The organism is Streptomyces odontomachicola (assembly GCF_039605595.1).
GTDB lineage: Bacteria > Actinomycetota > Actinomycetes > Streptomycetales > Streptomycetaceae > Streptomyces.
Genome location: NZ_JBCFOK010000014.1, coordinates 77,256 through 95,118 on the forward strand (window position 1 = coordinate 77,256; position 17,863 = coordinate 95,118).

At 69.0% G+C, this 17,863-nt stretch carries 14 protein-coding genes and 3 pseudogenes; 7 read left to right on the plus strand and 10 right to left on the minus strand.

The window, feature by feature from the left end; genetic code table 11:
- Position 1: 1 nt before the first annotated feature.
- Positions 2–1,633, minus strand: coding sequence for a glycoside hydrolase family 32 protein (locus ABEE00_RS24525; RefSeq protein ID WP_345747815.1), 1,632 nt, complete (start codon positions 1,631–1,633; stop codon positions 2–4).
- Positions 1,634–2,427: 794 nt separating this feature from the next.
- On the opposite strand from ABEE00_RS24525, the gene ABEE00_RS24530 reads away from it, so the two are divergent.
- The 4 genes and pseudogenes from ABEE00_RS24530 to ABEE00_RS24545 all read left to right on the plus strand — a co-directional run.
- A complete protein-coding gene (locus tag ABEE00_RS24530) occupies positions 2,428–3,627 on the plus strand; it encodes a sensor histidine kinase (protein ID WP_345747816.1) in 1,200 nt (399 codons plus the stop codon).
- Complete coding sequence (locus tag ABEE00_RS24535) at positions 3,620–4,285, plus strand: response regulator transcription factor (RefSeq protein ID WP_345747817.1); 666 nt, start codon at positions 3,620–3,622, stop codon at positions 4,283–4,285. Before ABEE00_RS24530 ends, ABEE00_RS24535 begins: the two co-directional genes overlap by 8 nt.
- A 275-nt stretch (positions 4,286–4,560) precedes the next feature.
- Complete coding sequence (locus ABEE00_RS24540; protein ID WP_345747965.1) at positions 4,561–5,772, plus strand: serine hydrolase domain-containing protein; 1,212 nt, start codon at positions 4,561–4,563, stop codon at positions 5,770–5,772.
- Between the two features lie 60 nt (positions 5,773–5,832).
- A pseudogene (locus ABEE00_RS24545) lies at positions 5,833–6,015 on the plus strand (NAD-binding protein); the annotation flags it as partial.
- Between the two features lie 14 nt (positions 6,016–6,029).
- Here ABEE00_RS24545 and ABEE00_RS24550 read toward each other — a convergent pair.
- Positions 6,030–6,852 (minus strand): annotated as a pseudogene (locus ABEE00_RS24550) (IS5 family transposase).
- 88 nt (positions 6,853–6,940) lie between these two features.
- On the minus strand, positions 6,941–7,969 hold the full coding sequence (locus tag ABEE00_RS24555) for a LacI family DNA-binding transcriptional regulator (RefSeq protein WP_345747818.1): 1,029 nt from the start codon (positions 7,967–7,969) through the stop codon (positions 6,941–6,943).
- A 569-nt stretch (positions 7,970–8,538) separates the two neighbouring features.
- On the opposite strand from ABEE00_RS24555, the gene ABEE00_RS24560 reads away from it, so the two are divergent.
- Positions 8,539–9,978 carry a sugar porter family MFS transporter gene (locus tag ABEE00_RS24560; RefSeq protein ID WP_345747819.1) on the plus strand — a complete coding sequence of 480 codons (1,440 nt, stop codon included), beginning with the start codon at positions 8,539–8,541 and terminating at the stop codon, positions 9,976–9,978.
- A gap of 74 nt (positions 9,979–10,052) precedes the next feature.
- Here ABEE00_RS24560 and ABEE00_RS24565 read toward each other — a convergent pair whose 3' ends face one another.
- Complete coding sequence (locus ABEE00_RS24565) at positions 10,053–10,679, minus strand: LysE family translocator (RefSeq protein WP_345747820.1); 627 nt, start codon at positions 10,677–10,679, stop codon at positions 10,053–10,055.
- Between the two features lie 213 nt (positions 10,680–10,892).
- Between ABEE00_RS24565 and ABEE00_RS24570 the strand changes: the two are divergent.
- Positions 10,893–11,207, plus strand: a pseudogene (locus tag ABEE00_RS24570) (ABATE domain-containing protein); the annotation flags it as partial.
- 59 nt (positions 11,208–11,266) lie between these two features.
- Here the strand turns inward: ABEE00_RS24570 and ABEE00_RS24575 are convergent.
- From ABEE00_RS24575 to ABEE00_RS24595, 5 genes are all read right to left on the minus strand, one after another.
- Positions 11,267–11,887 carry an isochorismatase family protein gene (locus ABEE00_RS24575; protein WP_345747821.1) on the minus strand — a complete coding sequence of 207 codons (621 nt, stop codon included), beginning with the start codon at positions 11,885–11,887 and terminating at the stop codon, positions 11,267–11,269.
- 255 nt (positions 11,888–12,142) lie between these two features.
- A complete protein-coding gene (locus ABEE00_RS24580) occupies positions 12,143–12,442 on the minus strand; it encodes a hypothetical protein (RefSeq protein ID WP_345747822.1) in 300 nt (99 codons plus the stop codon).
- Positions 12,443–12,452: 10 nt separating this feature from the next.
- Positions 12,453–12,752: a hypothetical protein gene (locus ABEE00_RS24585; protein WP_345747823.1), complete on the minus strand. Its 300-nt coding sequence runs from the start codon at positions 12,750–12,752 to the stop codon at positions 12,453–12,455.
- 1,331 nt (positions 12,753–14,083) lie between these two features.
- Positions 14,084–15,274 carry a hypothetical protein gene (locus ABEE00_RS24590; protein ID WP_345747824.1) on the minus strand — a complete coding sequence of 397 codons (1,191 nt, stop codon included), beginning with the start codon at positions 15,272–15,274 and terminating at the stop codon, positions 14,084–14,086.
- A gap of 9 nt (positions 15,275–15,283) precedes the next feature.
- Entirely contained in the window at positions 15,284–15,736 is a 453-nt protein-coding gene (locus tag ABEE00_RS24595) for a hypothetical protein (protein WP_345747825.1), read from the minus strand.
- 398 nt (positions 15,737–16,134) lie between these two features.
- Here ABEE00_RS24595 and ABEE00_RS24600 point away from each other — a divergent pair, with 398 nt between their 5' ends.
- A complete protein-coding gene (locus tag ABEE00_RS24600; RefSeq protein ID WP_345747826.1) occupies positions 16,135–16,470 on the plus strand; it encodes a GyrI-like domain-containing protein in 336 nt (111 codons plus the stop codon).
- Between the two features lie 18 nt (positions 16,471–16,488).
- Here the strand turns inward: ABEE00_RS24600 and ABEE00_RS24605 are convergent, their stop codons facing one another.
- A complete protein-coding gene (locus tag ABEE00_RS24605) occupies positions 16,489–17,853 on the minus strand; it encodes an MFS transporter (protein WP_345747827.1) in 1,365 nt (454 codons plus the stop codon).
- Positions 17,854–17,863: the final 10 nt, after the last annotated feature.

Genomic DNA, 17,863 nt, shown 5'->3' on the forward strand with positions numbered 1-17,863 from the left:
CTCAGCGCCACGCCGAATGCAGCTCTCGGACCACCAGAGCCTCGATGCGGGCCGGGCCTTCCTCGGCGAAGGCCTGAAGGGCCGTGGCCCGGTCGTCGGGGAAGATCTGGTCGGTGAGGCAGACCCGGCCTTCCTGGGCGAAGACCTCGACCGAGGAGGCGTCCACGAGGAGGCGAAGGCGCAGCGTGCCGCCCTCCGGCACGGCGAGCGGTGCGCGGTGCAGACCGGGGAAGTGGTCATCGAAGCCGACGGCGCCGGATGCGGTGCGGTCCACGTACAGTTCGCCGCTGTCCGCGTCGTAGCCGACCCGGGTGCGATGGCCGCCGCCGGCGCGGATCTCCAGGCCGAAGCGCCGGGTGCCCTGCGCCGCGCCGAGTTCGGCCTCGACCTCGTAGGAGAGGCCGGTGTCGCGTACGAGGAGGGGCGTGCTGCCCGCGGCGACCTCCCTGCCCGCCAGCCGCGCGAGCGTGCGGCCGCGCAATCCCTCCAGTTCGGCGACGGGTTGCTGCACCAGCACCGCGTTCCCCTCCGCCTCGGAGGCGCTGCGCAGGGCGAGTTCGCGCGGGAAGGTCATGGCGCTGCGCCAGGGGGCGGTCGGGATGCGTTCGCCGTAGAGCCAGTTGTTCATCCAGGCGAGGAGGATGCGGCGGCCTTCGGGGGCGTCGTTGTAGGTGACGCCCGCGTAGCAGTCGGCGCCGTGGTCGAGCCAGCGGGTGCCGGGTCCACCGGTGTCGGCGGTGAAGGCGGTGCCGTCGAAGTCGCCGATGAAGTACTGCCCCGCCGAACCCCCCGCCGGGCCGCCGGGGTTGATGTTCACGATCAGCACCCAGCGCGTGCGCCGCGCGTCCCCGTCCACGGGCAGCTCGAACAGGTCGGGGCACTCCCATATCCCGCCGGTCGCTCCGCTCGGGCCGAAGTCGCTGAGGTGGGTCCAGTTCTTCAGGTCGGGCGACGCGTAGAAGCGGATCGTGTGCTCGAGGGACAGCGCCACGGCCATCACCCAGCGGCCGGTGGCCGCGTGCCAGAAGACCTTCGGGTCGCGGAAGTCCTTGGCGCCGATGTCGAGTACGGGATTGCCCTCGTACTTCCTCCAGTTCTCGCCGCCGTCGGTGCTGTAGGCGAGGGACTGGCGCTGGCGGCTGCCGTCCTGGAGGTGGCTGGTGTAGACGGCGACGAGCGGCGGGTCGTCGGCGGTGCCCAGGCCGCTGGTGTTCTCGCGGTCGAAGACGGCGCTCCCGGAGAAGATCATCTCCGTGTCGTCCTCCGGGATGGCGACGCCGCGTTCGTGCCAGTGGGTCAGATCGGTGCTGACGGCGTGGCCCCAGGACATGTTTCCCCAGGTCGCGCCCTCCGGGTTGTACTGGAAGAAGAGGTGGTAGGTCCCGTCGTGGTGAAGGAGCCCGTTGGGGTCGTTCATCCAGTTCCGGGCCGGGGAGAAGTGCAGTTGGGGGCGGTAGGGCTCGGTGTACCCCGCAGACCCCGTGACGGCGGCGGCCGCGGCGGGCGTACTGGTCGACCCCAGTGCGCCCAGTGCACCCGTACCGAGCACCGCGCACGAGGCGGCGAGAAGGCGGCGACGGCTGAGCTGCGCGTGGTGTGCGCTGTGGTGGCTGTGCGGGAGTTGATCGGACACGGCGGCTCTCCTCCGCAGCAGTGCGCGGCGACGCGCCGGCGCACACTCGGTGGACACCGCGCGCATTGCGCACTGCTGACAGTCGTGGTGGCTGTGGCGGCGCCTGCCGCGTCCACGGTCCCCGACAGACCGGAACACGCGGGCACGGCGCCCTGACTGCGGCCCCCGCCGACGAGAGCGGGCCGCAACACACGGAGGAACCCGGCGAGGTGGCCGGGCACGAATGGTCCGAGACTGTACGAGGTGACCGGCGGGGTGTCCAGAAGCGGTGTCCGGCAGGGCGTCAAGCGGTGGTGTCCGGCGGCGGAACCTTCGTGCGCGAAGTCGTCACCGCGCAGGGCGCGGGCCCACGTGAGGGGCTAGGGCCCGTCTTCAAACGTCATCGGATGGTGGACGATGGAACGTTTCCTTCCGGGCCCTCCAGGCCCTCGTGACGCACCGGCCGCGAGCAGTAGACGGCGTTCGACTGCCGGTCCGCACCGCCCAGCCACGTGTCGCCGCACTCGGGGCACTTGGCCAGGCCGGGCACCGCTCAACTCAGCGGCCACCAAAGCTTGCGCAATCGGCGGCCCCGGCGCCACTGCCTGGAACGACAGGCTGCTGAGCCGTACACCGCATCCGGCCGTGCCTCCGGCCTCAGCCGTTCACCGCAGCTCTACGCACACTCGCTCTCCGGCCCCTGCGTCCTCGAACACACGGTCAGTCCAGGCCCCAAAGCTACTCACAACCTGGAATCGAAAAACAGGCACTTAGGAGTGATGAAGAGCGGCACATGAGCGCTTAGCGTCGGGCGGATGAAAGTGATCGACGGCAACTGGCCCAGAGGGGCCACTGATGCGGGCCTGGTCGCCCTGACGGTTCTGCCGCCGCTGCTGTCGCAGCCGTACGTCGACACCTCAAGGCCGGCGTGGGCATCGCTCATCGGCTACGAGGCGCTGGCCGCGGTGGTGTTGGTGCTGCGGCGGCGGTTGCCGGCGACCGCCTTCGTCACGGGCTTCGGTGCGTTCGTGGCGGCGCTGGTGGGGAGCGCGGGCGAGGGGGCCAAACTGACCCCGCTGGCTTTCGTGTCGCTCGCCGTGCTTCTTTACAACTTGGGCAATCACTGCACGAGTTGGGTGCGTACCGCGTCGGCGCTGCTCGGCGGCGGCGTGATCTGTCTGCTCGGCCTGTGGCTGAACCGGATGACAGCCAGTACCAGTGAGTTCCGGGGCGGTTTGGACGTCCTCGCCGCTCTGGCTCCGATGCCACTGGCGTGGGTCATGGGTTTCGCTTCACGTTCCCGGCGTGCGTTGCTCGCCGCGGCCGAGCAGCGGGCGGCCGAGGCGAGTCGCGCGCGGCGATTGGAAGCAGCGCATGCCACACAGCGGGAGCGGGCGCGGATCGCCCGCGAGATGCACGACGTGGTCGCGCACTCGCTCACCCTGCTCGTCGTGCACGCGGAGGCCCTGCGTGCCCGCGGCGACGAACTGCCAGGCTGGGCCCGTGCCCAGATCGACGGGTTGGCGGCGGCGGGCCGGCAGAGCAGCGGTGACCTGCGTGATCTGCTGCGTATGCTCCGTAGTCCTGCGGACGCCGCTCCGCTGCAACCGGTGCCTGGACTTGGTGAGCTGGGCACGCTGCTGGACAGTCACCGCACCGCGGGAGGAACGGTGGAGGTGCGGATGGAGATGGCGGGCTCCGTACTGGAGTCGCTGCCTGCTGTGGTGCAGACGGTCGTGTACCGCGTCGTGCAGGAAGCACTGGCCAACGCTCGCCGGCACGCGCCCGGGGCGGCAGTCCGGCTCACCGTCGACGACACGGACGGCCGACTGCGGTGGCAGGTGGAGAACAGCCGTGGGCTACGGCGCGGCACGGCCGGCGCGGGGATCGGGCTCGGCCTGGTCAGCATGCGCGAACGGGTGGACGCGCTGGGTGGAGAACTCGCTGCCGGGCCGACCGGTGACGGCGGCTTCCGCGTCGTCGCCACGATGCCACTGGAGAAAGCCGGTGCCTGAACAGATCAGCGTGCTCGTGGTGGACGACGAGCCGATCATCCGCGCCGGCCTGAGCGCGATCCTGGACAGTCAGGCCGATCTCACCGTGGCAGGCACCGCCGGGGACGGCGAGGAAGCCGTTGAGGTGTGCGCGCGGCTGAGGCCGGACGTGCTGCTGCTGGACATCCGCATGCCGCGTCGTAACGGTCTGTGGGCGCTGGCCGAGCTGGGCCGGCGGGGAATGCTCGGGCCGGGCCGGAGCCAGGCGCTCATGCTGACGACGTTCGATCTCGACGAGTACGTCGACGACGCGCTCGCCGCCGGGGCGTCCGGGTTTCTCCTGAAGAACAGCCCGTACGAGGAACTCACCAGTGCGGTGCGGGCGGCGGCGGCCGGACACAGTGCGCTGAGCCCGGTGGTGACCCGCCGGATCATCCAGGGCCATCTGAGCGCCCGCCAACGGCCCGGCGACCAGGAGCTGGGCCGGCTGGCAGAACTCACCGAGCGGGAGCGCGACGTGCTGCGGCTTGTCGGGGACGGGCTGAGCAACGCCGAGATTGCCGAGCGGCTAGTGGTGAGTCTGCACACGGTGAAGTCGCATGTCAGCCGCATGCTCACGAAGACCGGCTGCCAAAGCCGGACGCAGGCAGCGGTGTTGGCCAGGAACACGCTGTCCTGACCCTCCTCGGTGGGACGAGGGGCAGCGGGACGCCGCGCCCGTCCACGTCATTCCTTGGAGTGAGTCGGCACCCGCCTGGAAGCGCGCCATCGATCGATGTGCCGGGCGGCCGTCGCTGGCTGAATGGTCTTCCTGCGCAGGGCCCGCCGCGAACCCGCACTGCGGGACGTACGACCGGGCCCTCGACGCACGGAGCAACCGTCATGTGCCGAAGGGAATCTGCCATGCCCGTACACACTTCGTCTCGCCACCGGATCCTGCGTGGGGTGCTGACATTGGCGTTGGCGACCGGGATGAGCGGGATGCTCATGGGCTGCTCGGACGCGGCGCAGGGCGCGGCGGCCGCGTCGGCCCACCAGAGGCTGGCCGGCCTCGCGCAGAAGGCGGCGGACAAGGGTTCCCTGGGGGTGACCGTCCGGGTCGACCGCGGCGACGGGGCGCCCGAGGAAATCGCACGACAGGCCGCCTGGACGAAGCACGATCACCGGCTCGCCGTCGGTGACCAGTTCAGGATCGGGTCCAACACCAAGACGGTCACCGCGACCCTCGTCCTGCAGCTGGTCGCCCAGCACCGGATCGGCCTGGACGACCCGGTGGAGAAGTTGCTGCCCGGAGTGGTCCAGGACGGCAAGGACGTCACCGTCCGGATGCTGCTCAACCACACCAGCGGTCTGGGGGACTTTCTCCTGACACCGGAGTTTCTGCCCTCCCTCATGGGCCAGAAGGAACGCACCTGGCGGCCGGAGGACCTCCTCGCCATCACTCCCGAGCAGGACCCACCGGCCGGGCCCGGTGAGAAGTACTCCTACAGCAACGCCAACTATCTGGCCCTCGGGCTGATCCTGGAGAAGGTCACGGGGAGCAGCCTCGCCGAACTGATCGCACAGAAGATCACCAAGCCGCTGGGGATGAAGGACTCCTTCCTGGCCACGAACGCCGCCTGGAGCGCCGGAAAGCAGCACGTGACCGGCTACGAGCCGAACGCCGGGCGCCTGAGGCAAATCCTCTCCGGGACCGTGGACCTGCCCGAAGGCGTCGGGTTCGCCGGGCCCGAACGCCCCCAGGGCAACGTCGACACCGCCGCCATCGACCCGAGCTGGTCCTGGGCGGCGGGAGGCATGGTCTCCACCGCTCGGGACTGGCAGCGCCTTTTGACCGCGCTGATGTCCGGCAAGCTCCTGCCCGAGGCCCAGATGAAGCAGATGCGCACCACCGTCGCCGCTCCCGAGGAGGGCGGAGGGTACGGACTCGGCCTGATGAAGGTGAACGCGCCCTGCGGCACTGTCTGGGGCCACACCGGGGGCCTGCCCGGCTACTCCAGTGAGTTCTACACCGACGCCGGCGGACACCGCAGCGTCGCGGTCCTGACGAGCACGAACTTCGGTATCAAGGAGAAGACGGCCGCAGCCGCGAACAAGGCCCTCGTCGACGAGGCGGTCTGCCAGATGCTGGACAAGCCGCTGCCTTCGGAGAGCCCCGGCAAGTGACAGTCGCGGCCGGGCATCACCGACTGGGCCCCACCCCGTCGGACCGCCGCCGCGCGTACGGTGATCGATGGCAGCCTCACCGGGTCCGAGATCGCCCCTGTCTGCCGGGAACGGGGCATCGAGGTCACGGTCGCCGAACGCGGCATCGCACCGCTACTGGGTGCGCTCGGCGGGACGCTGGCGAAGTTCTCGGCGGGCCTGCACCGGTCCCACGGTGTACACCTTCGCTGCGGACCGACCGTCACTAGAGCCCGTCTTCAAACGGGTCTTGTCCAGAGTAGGAACGAGGCGAGTGAGACCGCTGCTGCGTATGAGGTAGCGGTCTTGTCGTATCTCGTGGCGATGCCGCGGAAGCCCTTGAGCCGGTTGAAGCAGCGCTCGACGACGTTGCGTCGGCGGTAGGTGGCCCGGTCGAACGCCGGTGGCCTGCCGCCGTGGCGGCCGCGGTTGTGGCGGTGGCGACGCTGGTCGCCCTTCTCCGGGATGGTGTGGGCGATGCCGCGCCGTCGCAGGTAGGCGCGGAATCCGCGGGATTTGTAGGCCTTGTCGGCGATGATGTGCTCAGGGCGGCAGCGTGGGCGGCCAAGAGCCGTGCGCGGGACGCGGACCCGCTCCAGCAGGGGGCGGGCGCAGGGGCTGTCGTGCCGCTGTCCCGGCGTGAGCAGGAGGGGAGCGGGCGCCCTCGGCCATCGCAGGCGAGATGGACTTTGGTGGTCAGTCCTCCAGGGGATCGGCCGAGGGCGTGATCGTCTGGTTCGTCCCGCCGCTGCCTCCCCCTTTTCGGCCGATGGCGGCGGCATGCTGATGGGGACGGACGATGGTGGAGTCGATCTGGACCAGCCAGTCGATGTCCCCGGCGGCATCCGCCCGGGCCTGGATCTGCTGCAGGGCGCGGGTGAAGACGCCGTCCAGGGCGTACCGGCGAAAGCGCGTATAGACCGTCTTGCACGGACCGTAACGCTCGGGCAGGTCACGCCAGGAGATGCCTGTGCGGATCTTGTAGACCACCCCGTTGATGACCTGCCTGTCCGCCACTTGTGGCCGAACGGTCGCAGCCCGCGGGAGCAGCGGAGCGAGCAACTCCCACTCCTAGTCGGTGAGTTCATGGCGACGTATCACCCCGCCATCATCCACCATCCGATGACGTTTGAAGACGGGCCCTACCTGCTCATTCCCGGCCCGCAGTTGCCCCGCCCCCTCCCCCACAGCCGCACGACTCCCCGTGCAGCAGAGTCGACTCCAGCAGGACCGTCTGCCGCGTCCCGCCCGGATCGGCGATCCGCTCCAGGAGCAGGCGTACGGCCGTTGCGCCGATCTGCTCCAGGGGCTGGGCGATCACCGTCAGGCGCGGTTCGATGAGGTCGGCCCATTCGAGCTGGTCGAAGGCGCAGAGCGCCACGTCGCCGGGGACCTGCCGGCCCATGCGGCGCAGGCCGCGCAGGGCGCCGATGGTCATGTGGTTGTTGCCGACGACCAGCGCCGTGGGCGGTCGCTCGATGGACAGCAGGTGCTCGACGGCCTGTTGGGCGGCGAGCGCCTGGCCGTTGCCGGAGACGACCAGGTCGTCGCCCGCCTCCAGGCCCCGGCGCTCCATGCCGCGCCGCCAGCCCCGTACACGCTCGCCTGTGGTGCGTACGCCGCGCCGCCCACTGATCATGCCGATGCGCGTGTGCCCGCAGTCCGCGAGATGGTCGACCAGCCGCGCTGTGGCCTCCAGACCCGCCGTACCGACCTGGTCGAAGGCGGGGCTGGCGCAGCGGTCGAGGAGCACGGTGGGCAGCCCGCTCTCCTTGAGGTAGCGCAGCGAGGGACCGCGCGGCCCGGCGGCGGTGGCGAGCAGCAGGCCGTCCACGCGCCGCTGGTGGAGGTTCTGCACGAGGCGGAACTCCTCGGCGGGATCGTCGTGGGTGTCGACCATGAGCAGGGCGTACCCGGCCGCGCGCGCGGTGGCGTCGATGGTGGACAGAAGCTGCGCGAAGTGCACGTTGGTGACCGTGGACACGGCCAGGCCGAGGGTCTTGGTGCTGGAGGTGGCCAGGGAGCGGGCCACGGTGTTGCCGACATAGCCGGTGGCGCGCACGGCCTCGAGGACCTGGGTGCGGGTCTCCTCCTTCACGAAGCGCGTGCCGTTGAGGACGTGGGACACCGTCGAGACGGAGACCCCCGAGTGACGTGCGACGTCGGCCATCGTTGCCATGCGCTGTTACTCCTCGTGAACCGGCTGCCTGGGGATGCTACAGAACGGCGCCGCATGGCGGCCGCCGCGTGGCACACCGACAGACAAGCGTTTGCGCAACCGCTTGCGCGAGACGGCGCCATGCACCACCATCCTTCGCTGGACGGCCGCTTCCCCGACCGGAGCTCCACCTCGCCACCGCGCAAGGGGAGTTGGCGGCCACCGGGGCCACGTCGTCGTGCCCACCACCCGGCACGACGACGTGGGCCCGCTGCACCACTGCACACACGGAGAGCACGACCTCGTACCACCACGTGCGGCCCTCGTACGGCCACGCCCGACCCGGCACCTGTCTCGTACGACCCTGCACGCCCCCGTACGGCGCGCCCGCCCACCCGCAGGCGCGACCGTCGCCCCATGCGCGCAACACCCCTGCGCGCCGCATGCCTTCGCTGCCGTGCCGAGCCGACCGGCGCGGCAGCGGCCCGTCCCTCCTGCCCGCGGAGTGGGCGCCGGCGTCATGCACCCGGCCGGACCGCAGAATCCGGACGCCGCTGCCCAGGACCGCCCCTCACCCGAAGCGAGCCGCCATGTCCCTGCCCGACTCCCCCGCCGAGGCCACTCCCCCGAGCCCCGGGCCCTCACCCGCCGCCGCGCGCCGTGCCGTCCTCGGCGCCTCCGCCGTCGCCGCGCTGGGCGGCTTCCTCTTCGGCTACGACACCGGGATCATCTCCTCGGCCCTGCTGTTCATCACCCCCGAATTCGGCCTCTCCACCGGAATGCAGCAGGTCACCGTGGCCTCGCTGCTGCTGGGCGCGATCGCCGGGGTACTGGTCAGCGGAGCCGTCACCGATGCGATCGGACGCCGCGGCGCGCTGCTCGGCTCCGCGGCCGTCTTCACGGCCGGCGCCCTCGGTTCGGCCGCCGCGCCGGGCGTCGGCGTACTGATCACCGCCCGCGTTCTGCTCGGGCTCGCGATCGGCGCCTCCTCGCTCACCGTTCCCGCCTACATCGCGGAGATAGCCCCCAAGGACAGCCGCGGCAGACTCGTCTCGCTGCAGCAACTCATGATCACCGTGGGCATCTTCGTCTCCTACCTCGTCGGCTTCGCCTTCGACGGCCTGCACGGATGGCGCTGGATGCTCGGCCTCGGCTGCCTCCCCGCGCTGGCCATGCTGGCCGGCGTCCAGCGCCTCTCGGAGAGCCCGCGCTGGCTGCTCGAGCGCGGGCGCCGCGAGGAGGCACGGGCGGTTCTGCTGCGTACGCGTACGCCGCGGGAGGCCGACGAGGAGCTGCAGGAGATCGAGTCACTCAGCGCGCAGGAGTCCCGCACCGGCTACCGCGAACTGCTGCGTCCGACCATGCGCCCCGCGATCCTGCTCGGCGTGGTCGTCGCGGCCACCAACCAGCTCGTCGGCGTCAACGCGGTCATCTACTACGCGCCCACGATGCTCCAGCAGGCGGGATTCGGCAGTTCGGCGGCGATCCTGTCCTCGATCGGAATCGGGCTGGCGAACATGCTCGCCACCGGCACCGCGCTGCTCCTCATCGACCGCGTCGGGCGCCGTCCGCTGCTGCTCGGGGGCACGGCCGTCGTCGTCCTGTCCCTCGTACTGCTCGGCGCGCTCTATCTCGGCAGCAGCGGACAGCCCGCGTCCGGGACGGTGCTGGTGGCGGGCCTGTGCCTCTACATCGGCGCGTTCGCGCCGAGCCTGGGGCTGGGCATCTGGCTCATCAACAGCGAGATCTTCCCCACCGCGGTGCGCGGCAAGGCGTCCTCCTTCGGCAACGTCACGCACTGGGGCCTGGACTTCGTCATCTCCCTCACCGTCCTGACCACCATCAGCGCCCTGACCCCCACCGGACTCTTCTGGCTCTACGCGGGCTTCGGCCTCCTCGGCCTCCTCTACCTGCGCCGCAACCTCCCCGAGACGAAGGGCCGCAGCCTGGAGGACATCGCGCAGGCGCTGCGCGGGAGCGGTGCGCCGGGTGCCGCGCCGGGCGTACGCAGGCGAAAGTCGTCTGCTTGAAGCCGGGCCGTACGAGGGGAGGTTGGGCGTCCGGCGCATCGCCGCCCCCGCGACGTCGCACAGCCTGGCGTGGGTCAGTAGCCGATGACGATGTCGGCGATGATCGTCGTCGCCAGCGCGGCGTAAACGGCGCTCGCAATGTAATTCAGCACAGTCGCCGCGTTCGTCGTGCCGGTGAGGCGTCGGTGAAAGGCTCCCGCCAGCACTCCGATGCCTCCGTAGAGGACCATCTCCATGAGAACGTCAACGGCACCCAGCATGGCCATCTGCAGGGCATAGTTCTCCGCGCTTCCCATGAACTGCGGGAGCACCGCGAGGAAGAACAGCATGAGTTTCGGATTCGTCAGGCTGACGAACACGCCTCGCAGATACCATTTGCCTGTCGCGATGTCGGTGTGCTCGCTGATCGTGCGGCGCGCATTGCGCACCGTCGTGCATGCCAGCCACAGCAGGTACGCCGCGCCGAACAGTCTCACCGCATCGAGCACCAGCGGGTACGACTCGGCGATCTTTCCCATCCCGATGACGACGGCTGCGGCGTAGATGCTCATGCCTGTGCAGACGCCCAGAATGGCTTTCAGCGCGGCCCGGCGACCGCCTTCGAGACCCACGGCGAGCATGTAGGCCATATCGGGGCCGGGCGGAATGAGGAACAGCAGGATCGCCGCGATGAATCCCGGAAGCACCGTCAGATCCATCATCGGGCGCCTCCCGTACCGGCGTGGCGCGCACGAGCCCCGCAGCGCCGGCAGCGATCACTCCGCGCGCGGCCGCCGCAGCCGACGGCCGCGGACCCGGTGCTGACCTTGGAGGGTGCCATGAGATCTCCGATGCCGAAGTAGAACCACCTATGGTGGTTCTACCACGCTCGGCCTCCCCGCAGGAACCAGCTACGGTGGTTCCATGCCCGCCGCATGTTTCCCCGAGTTCCGCCTTGGCAACGTGCTGACCACCAGCTTCACGGCGACTCTGACGGGGCGTCACGGCAAGACACTGGAGCGCACCCCGTGCCATCCCGGCTCGCGGACTGGCTGGCACTCCACGGCCTGGCGGTCGGCTCCCGCACCCGGTCCCAGCTCGACCACGCACGGGAACTCCGGGAGACGATTCACCGAACCGCCACCGCCGTGGCAGCAGGAAATGGCTGCTCGGACACACGGCCACCACCGTGCGGATTGCCTCGCGACAGGCCCAAGAAGGCAGGGAATGCTCGCGGTGGAAGGCGGGTCTCCGGCCTCCCGCGAGGACGGCCCGCCGCGCCTGGCCCGGCTTGGCGGGGTCAGGCTGGTCAGGCCGTCAGCTTCTGCAGCTCGGGGAAGTACCAGCGCAGAATTCCCCGCAACCGGTCCGCGCCGGCGCGACCCCAGTCGCGCTGCAGCTCGGCGGTCAAAGAGATCGCGGTCACCGGCTGAGCGCCGGCCTGCACCATGCGCCGCATGGCGCTCTCGTGCGCCTCCCGGCTCACCCCGCCGATCGCGTCCGCGACCGGGTAGACCTCGTACCCCTCACGGAGCATGTCCAGCGTCGGGAACGCGACGCACACCTCCGTCCACAGGCCGGTCATGATGATCTTCTTGCGGCCGGTAGCCTCGACCGCGGCCCGGAAGTCGGCGTCCTCCCAGGAGTTGAGCGTGGTCCGGTCGACCTCCTCGACGCCCGGCAGCTCGGCACGCAGCGCCTCGATGGTGCCGCTGTTGGCCCCCATCTCGACGCCGACAGTGCTCAGCACGACCGGCAGCTCGTACGCGGTCGCAGCGCGGGCGACGGCCGTGACGTTCAGCATCATCAGGTCGTGGTCCACCGACCGCACCGTGCCGACCTGCTCGGGCTGATAATCGATCAGCACGAGGGCCGCGTTCTCGGGGCTGAGCAGGTGGTCGTTCGGGCGAACGGGGGTCTCGCCGGCCATCTCGGACTCTCCTTCTGTGGAAGCCATCGCCTGTCGGCGGGCCGCTGGCCGCCGGGCCAAGGACTCGGCGCCCTGTCTTTCCTGCAGCCACGGGGAGGAGCGGAACGCGCAATTCGGCCCCGCCACCACGCCTAGCGCTTGGCGCCCGATGTTCGCGTGGCGCCCCATCCCTTTACAGGGCTAATTGGGTTCGGGTGACAGATCACAGTCGCTATACGAGCGTAAAGCAGATCATCGAGGAGAGGCACGCCGACATCAGTCCGCCAAGGTGTCCAGCGCCTCGCGCAGTTCATCGGCTGAATACCCGGTGCGCAGCGGGTCTGATGCCGCAGGGTGGGCCGGTAAGACGAGTGTGAATCGATCAGCCTCGTCATGCTCCGTGCACATTCGACGGGCACTCCTGAGCAGGTTCAGCAGACCTTCAAGCTCGTCGGCATCGCATCCGAAGCTCTGTAGCCGTTCGACGGGGAACTCCTCAAGCTCGCGCGTCAAGAAGAGGATCCTGGTGAACTCCGATTCGGAGATACTGACGCTGCGGTCGACTCGCTCGGACATTCCGCCCCTCTTATTCCAGATCCTCGAAGTAGGAGTGCCCCTCTTCAGAGGTAAACACGCTGCCGCCGTCTCCGCCCACCATGACCACGGACTCCTTCGCCGGGTCCCAGAAGGCTTCCCGGCCGTTTCGTAGACCGTACTTCGGTTCGATGTTGGGTATGCGCTCGTTGATCACCCCGTCGACGTAGAACTCCAGAGTCTTGGAGTCCACCCCTCGCACAGAGTGCGTTCCGTTGCCGTCGGAACGGAGCGCTTCACCGTCGGCGTGGTCAGCGAGCGCCTCGTCATCGGCGTATCCGACCGGGTCCATGACCACGGCACCCCCACTTCCGCTCGTGTGAACGGCAGAGCCTGGGGGGGGGGGGGGAGTTGGTGCACGGCTTTTCACGGGTGCCTCTCGAGGGCGGCGGGGCAATTCTGTTCGAAACTGTGCCAGTGACCGACGGCGGGCCGGTGAAGGCGGAGCAGCATCCGCGCGCCGGCAGTTCGCAATGCCCCACCAAGGCTCGACTCGCGCGGCGACGACCCCGGATACTCAAGTGCGGTGCGAACTGCCGCCCCCAGGCGAAGCCTCGGGGCCGGCCATTGCGCGCGAGGTGCTGGGCTGCGACGCGCCGTAGAGGTGGGCGAACCACACGCCAGGCGCGCTCGGCGCGGGTACCGCCGGAAGCGAAGGCGATGCACTGCCCGAACGCCGTGTCATCCGGACAGCCGCGAAGGAGATCGTGCTGTGCGCCTTGGCCGAGCCGTGCGCCGAGGACGGCTGGCTTCCCCAACCCGGCCAGTGTTGCGGTCAAGCCCGGCCGTTCGATACCGGACGAGACTTTCGGAGCCGACACGGACGTGCCCCCGCTGGTACACCACCCAGAGAGGTGCGGCGGGCACCTGGAATCTCACCAGCACCCATCCGGCCGGAAGCAAAGTCCTTCAACTCGCCCTCGAAACCACAGAATCACGCGACCGGCACCTGCCGTATCGCTCCACCGCCTAGTCCACCCGCTCGGAGCTGCCTGTAGCGCAGGCGCCGAGACCCCATGGGAAAAGGCGCCCCGGATACTCGACATCGGCGCTCACGCCCCATAAGGAGCTGGAGTTCGAGCAGGTGACAACCGCAATGCTCTATTGACTCGCACTCACAGAACAGCGGAAAGAAGTTGAGGAAGAAGGAATATGACTCCCAGCAGGACCCACAGCACACCCACACCTTGCAGCGATCTGTGCATCACCTTAGGGAAAACGGGATTTACCTTGGAGTCGGTTTCGAAAGTGAGACTCGGCGAAACCTCTGAAGGGCCACGCAGGTCGAACCTCATGACACGACAGTCTGCGAGGTGCACCGATTCCGGTCCTGGTGGCGCACAGGAGCTGCGTCACTCCCCTGCGATCCCCCCAAATAGCAGGCCGGCGCCTACAATGATTCCGATCACCGCGGCCGCTTGCAGGGATCTATGTGTTGCATTCGGCGCGGTAGGATTGACCCTGGAAAGGACATTGAAGGTTGTTTCTGCGAAACCCATAAAGTTGAAAGCCATCGGAGTACTCAGAACGAGAAACGCTACGCCAATTACCACAAAAAACACTGAAACCCCATAAATAGAACTTGCTCAATCGCAGATCACCGGTATCGCGTCTCCTGTTCCGCTACTGCCCTTCCCACAGTTTGACGCCGGTAGTTTTTGTTCCCCCACCGCCGATCTCCGTACTCAGGCCCATCCCCATTCCTCCGGTGAAGTTCTGCACGTCTTCGCCCTTGGAGTTCGTGGTCCCGATCGCCTGGGAATTGTTCAGGAACCCACCGTAGGGGCCGACGCGCAAGGACGCCCCCTTATCTGCGGCATTCCCTTTGAGCTGGCTCCAGTCGTCGGCGTTACTCTTCAGGACACCGATTCCGCCGCCGTAGCCAAAATTCATTCCGGCACTCTGACCCGATCCAGACGTGGTCATGGCAATTTGTTTCCCGCCGTCCGGTTTTTGCGTTTGAACCAGGCAAGCTTCACCGCCTGCGCCTACAACCATTCCCGCGGAAGCATTCAAGCACACTCCCTGTGTTTGATTGTATCCAGTCGCCTCGGAAACTCCCTCCACGACGCCGCTGATCAGCCTGGAAGGGAATGAACCGTTGGTCTTCCCGAATGCCTCCACGCCGCGGGCCACGCCCCGCAGGGCGGAGATGGATACCTTGACCTCTCCCTCGCTCTTCTTTTTCTCTGCTTTCTTCTTCGCTTCCGCTGCCTCGCGCTGCTTGTGGAACTCCTTCAGACTGCCGACGGCCTTGCCGTTGAAGCCGGAGAGGCCGCCCTGCGGGTCGGTGTCGGTGGCGGCGGCCTTGAGGGCCAGCTTGATTTCATGGTCGGCGTGCGCGGCCTTCTTCACCACACCGGCGATGTGCTGCGTCCAGGACCGCTCGGTCTCCTCCCGGGCCTTGCGATCCCGGGTGATCGCCTGGGTCTCCTCGTCGGTGAACCTGCTGAAGTCGTAGCTGCAGACGCCGTCCTGATCGACCTTCATCTTGGCCTCGACAGCCTCGTCCCGGGCCGCCTCCACCTTGCGCTTCCACCCGGTCAGGACACCGTGCGCATCCTCCAGGAGCTTCCCGATGGCGCGGGCCTGGTTCCGCGCGGCGGTGAACTCATGCAGCGTGTGGCCGGAGGTGTCCTGATAGGCATCGGCGCCCTGGCCGACCCAGTTGCCCTTGCGCAGGGCCACCTTGACGTTGTCCAGGTAATGCTGGCGCAGCGTGTCGAAGCGGTTGCCCATGGCCTTCCACTTCCCGGCCGCCTCCGAGAGCGCGGACAAATCGGCCCGCAGGAGATCGTGGTAGGTCAGCGCCATGACTCCCCCTCAGTACTTGGACAGCTTGCTGCGGAACAGGTCCGCGGCGGACTGATCGCCCTGCTGGTAGGCGGCGTTGGCGCCCTGCAGCGCCGCCTGCTCCTTGCCGAGTCGCTCCAGCAGGTTCTTCAACTGCGCGCTCCACTTATCGGCGCAGAAGCGCACGCCCTCCTGGGTCTCCAGTCCCGCCAGGGCGCCCTCGCCTTCGCCCGTGCGGTTCTTGCTCCCGGTGACGTCGTCGGAGGCGGGGTCGGCCTTCTTTCCGGCCGAGTGCACATCCGGGCGCAGGTGCTTCTCCAGATACGAGGCGGCCTGCTTCTTCTCCCGCGCCGAGTGCGCCAGCACGCCCGAGTGATACTTCTCGGCCCAGCTTCCTCCCCCGCCCGGGGCGCTGTTCAGCCGCATCGACGCGTCGTGCCGTCCCGCGGCGGCCTTCGCCTGCTCCCACTCACCCCACGTCACACCCGTACCCCCCTCGCCAACTACACCTGTGTAATAGGCAAGGCTACAAGCCACGCGCACCCGCTTGAGAGCCCACTTACGCGAGCCGTACGAATCACTAACAAGATGCTGTTGACCAGGAGGTGCTGCCTCTGGCGGGGATGCCGGCCGAGAAGACAAAGCACCCACCGCGTCACGCAGCACAGGGAGCCATTGCCCAAGTCCGCGGCCGAGGTCTTCTGCCGCCCGAGTCGGAACTCTGGCATCAGAGGGACCCACCCCCGGACTCAACCTGTCTCACGTGCGATTGGGGCGACGCCGCCCCCACAGCCGCGCCCGCGCGCAAGGCGATCTCCGAGTGGCGGCTCAGCACCGCCTGGGACTCTGCACGGGGCGTACGTGCCGGGGTGCGGGTTGCGGTGCGCTGGCCCGCGTACACGACCCTGCCCTCCTGGATCACGCGGGAGATGATCGAGGAGGCCCGGCAGACCGCGCTCGTGAAGAAGAAACTCCCGGCCATCGCCCGGGTCCGGCACTTCACGCTGCACGAAGGGCCCAGCGCCCGGGTGCTGCACCTCGGCTCGTACGACGACGAAGCGCCCGTACTGCACGAGCTCCACCACACCTACCTCGCCGCCCACGGCCTGCGGCCCACCGGCCTGCCCCACGAGATCTACCTCAGCGATCCGCGCAGGGCCGCTCCGGAGAAGCTCAAGACCATCCTCCGCCAGCCGGCCGAGGCCCTCGGGGCATAGCGGCGCACAGAGGGATCCTCAACTCGCCTGCCCCGCCCCCGAGTTGAGCATGAGCCGCCGCGCATCACGCTCCGGCCGTATGCAGACCACCGCCAGCACCCCGGCGCACAGCATCACGGCCGCGGTCAGCAGGAACGCGTGCGTGTAGCCGGCCCCCGGCGCACCGGCCGCGTCGATGAGGTGGCCCGTGAGGGAGGGGGCGACGAGGCCGGGGAGGGTGCCGGTGGCGGCGATGATGCCGAAGAGCGCGCCGCGCTGCGTGCTCGGCGTGACCTCGGCGGCGGTCATGTAGTGCAGCGGCACGGTGACGGTACCGACGGCGAAGGCCATCGCGATCAGCACCAGCCGCGGCGCGGTCGCGTCGACGAAGGGGAACACGATCATGGCGCAGCCCGCCACGCACACCGCGATCCCCTGCGCGGCACCGCTCGACCAACGGCTGCTCACACCACGGGACTTGAGCAGGTCCATGAGCGGAGACACCGTCAGCAGCAGGACGAAACTGAGCGCGGCGACGGCGCTGATGGTGCTCGCGGCGACCCCCGGGGCCATGCCGAGCTCGGTACGCAGGTAGGACGGCAGCCACGCATGGCTCAGCGACAGGGCCCAGTGGGCGCCGAAGGCACTGGAGATGCTGCCCACCACGGTGCCGGCCGACAGCAGCCTGCGGTACGGCAGCCGCGCGGCGCCGGCCCGCGCACTCCCCCCAGGCGCCTCCCCCGCCGTCCCCTCGGGCGCCGCGCGGGTGTCGTCGAAGGGGCCGTCGTGGCCGACGTACCACCAGATCAGCGCCCAGGCCGCGCTGACGACGGCGAGCGCGAGATAGGCGGAGCGCCAGCCGTGGTCGGTGATGAGCCAGGTCAGTACGGGCGCGGAGATGAGGGTGCCCAGCGCGGCGCCGCTGATCTGGAGCGCCGAGGGGAAGCCGCGCCGGTGCGGCGGGAACCACTTGTACAGGGCGTGCATGGACATCGACGCCGCGGGCCCCTCGGCGGCGCCGAGCAGCACGCGTCCCGCGATCAGTGTGGGGACGGCGGCCACGATGAGCACGGGGAGTTGGGCGAGGGCCCAGGTCAGCGTCATGACGAAGAGCAGGGTGCGGCTGGTGACGCGGGAGGAGAAGAAGCCGACGACGAGCCCGGAGAGGCTGAAGAGGAGGAAGAAGGAGCTGGAGATCAGTCCGTAGGTGCCGTGGCTGATGTGCAGTTCTTCCATGATCGGTACGGCGGCGAGGCCGAGGACGGCCTTGTCGGCGAAGTTGACGACCATGAAGGTGACGATCATGGCGGTGATGAGCCAGGCCCTTCCCCGCCGGTACGCGGGAGGGGCGGCTGCCTCGTCGCCTGGCAGACGTGCGGGCGGCGCGGAAGGCTGGGAAGCCATGGGTGACTCC

Excerpts from the sequence above, each read along its gene's own strand:
- ABEE00_RS24530 (WP_345747816.1), top strand. The coding sequence starts at position 2,428 with ATGAAAGTGATCGACGGCAACTGGCCCAGAGGGGCCACTGATGCGGGC.
- ABEE00_RS24555 (WP_345747818.1), bottom strand. The coding sequence starts at position 7,969 with ATGGCAACGATGGCCGACGTCGCACGTCACTCGGGGGTCTCCGTCTCG.
- ABEE00_RS24560 (WP_345747819.1), top strand. The coding sequence starts at position 8,539 with ATGTCCCTGCCCGACTCCCCCGCCGAGGCCACTCCCCCGAGCCCCGGG.
- ABEE00_RS24565 (WP_345747820.1), bottom strand. The coding sequence starts at position 10,679 with ATGATGGATCTGACGGTGCTTCCGGGATTCATCGCGGCGATCCTGCTG.
- ABEE00_RS24575 (WP_345747821.1), bottom strand. The coding sequence starts at position 11,887 with ATGGCCGGCGAGACCCCCGTTCGCCCGAACGACCACCTGCTCAGCCCC.
- ABEE00_RS24580 (WP_345747822.1), bottom strand. The coding sequence starts at position 12,442 with ATGTCCGAGCGAGTCGACCGCAGCGTCAGTATCTCCGAATCGGAGTTC.
- ABEE00_RS24585 (WP_345747823.1), bottom strand. The coding sequence starts at position 12,752 with ATGGACCCGGTCGGATACGCCGATGACGAGGCGCTCGCTGACCACGCC.
- ABEE00_RS24590 (WP_345747824.1), bottom strand. The coding sequence starts at position 15,274 with ATGGCGCTGACCTACCACGATCTCCTGCGGGCCGATTTGTCCGCGCTC.
- ABEE00_RS24605 (WP_345747827.1), bottom strand. The coding sequence starts at position 17,853 with ATGGCTTCCCAGCCTTCCGCGCCGCCCGCACGTCTGCCAGGCGACGAG.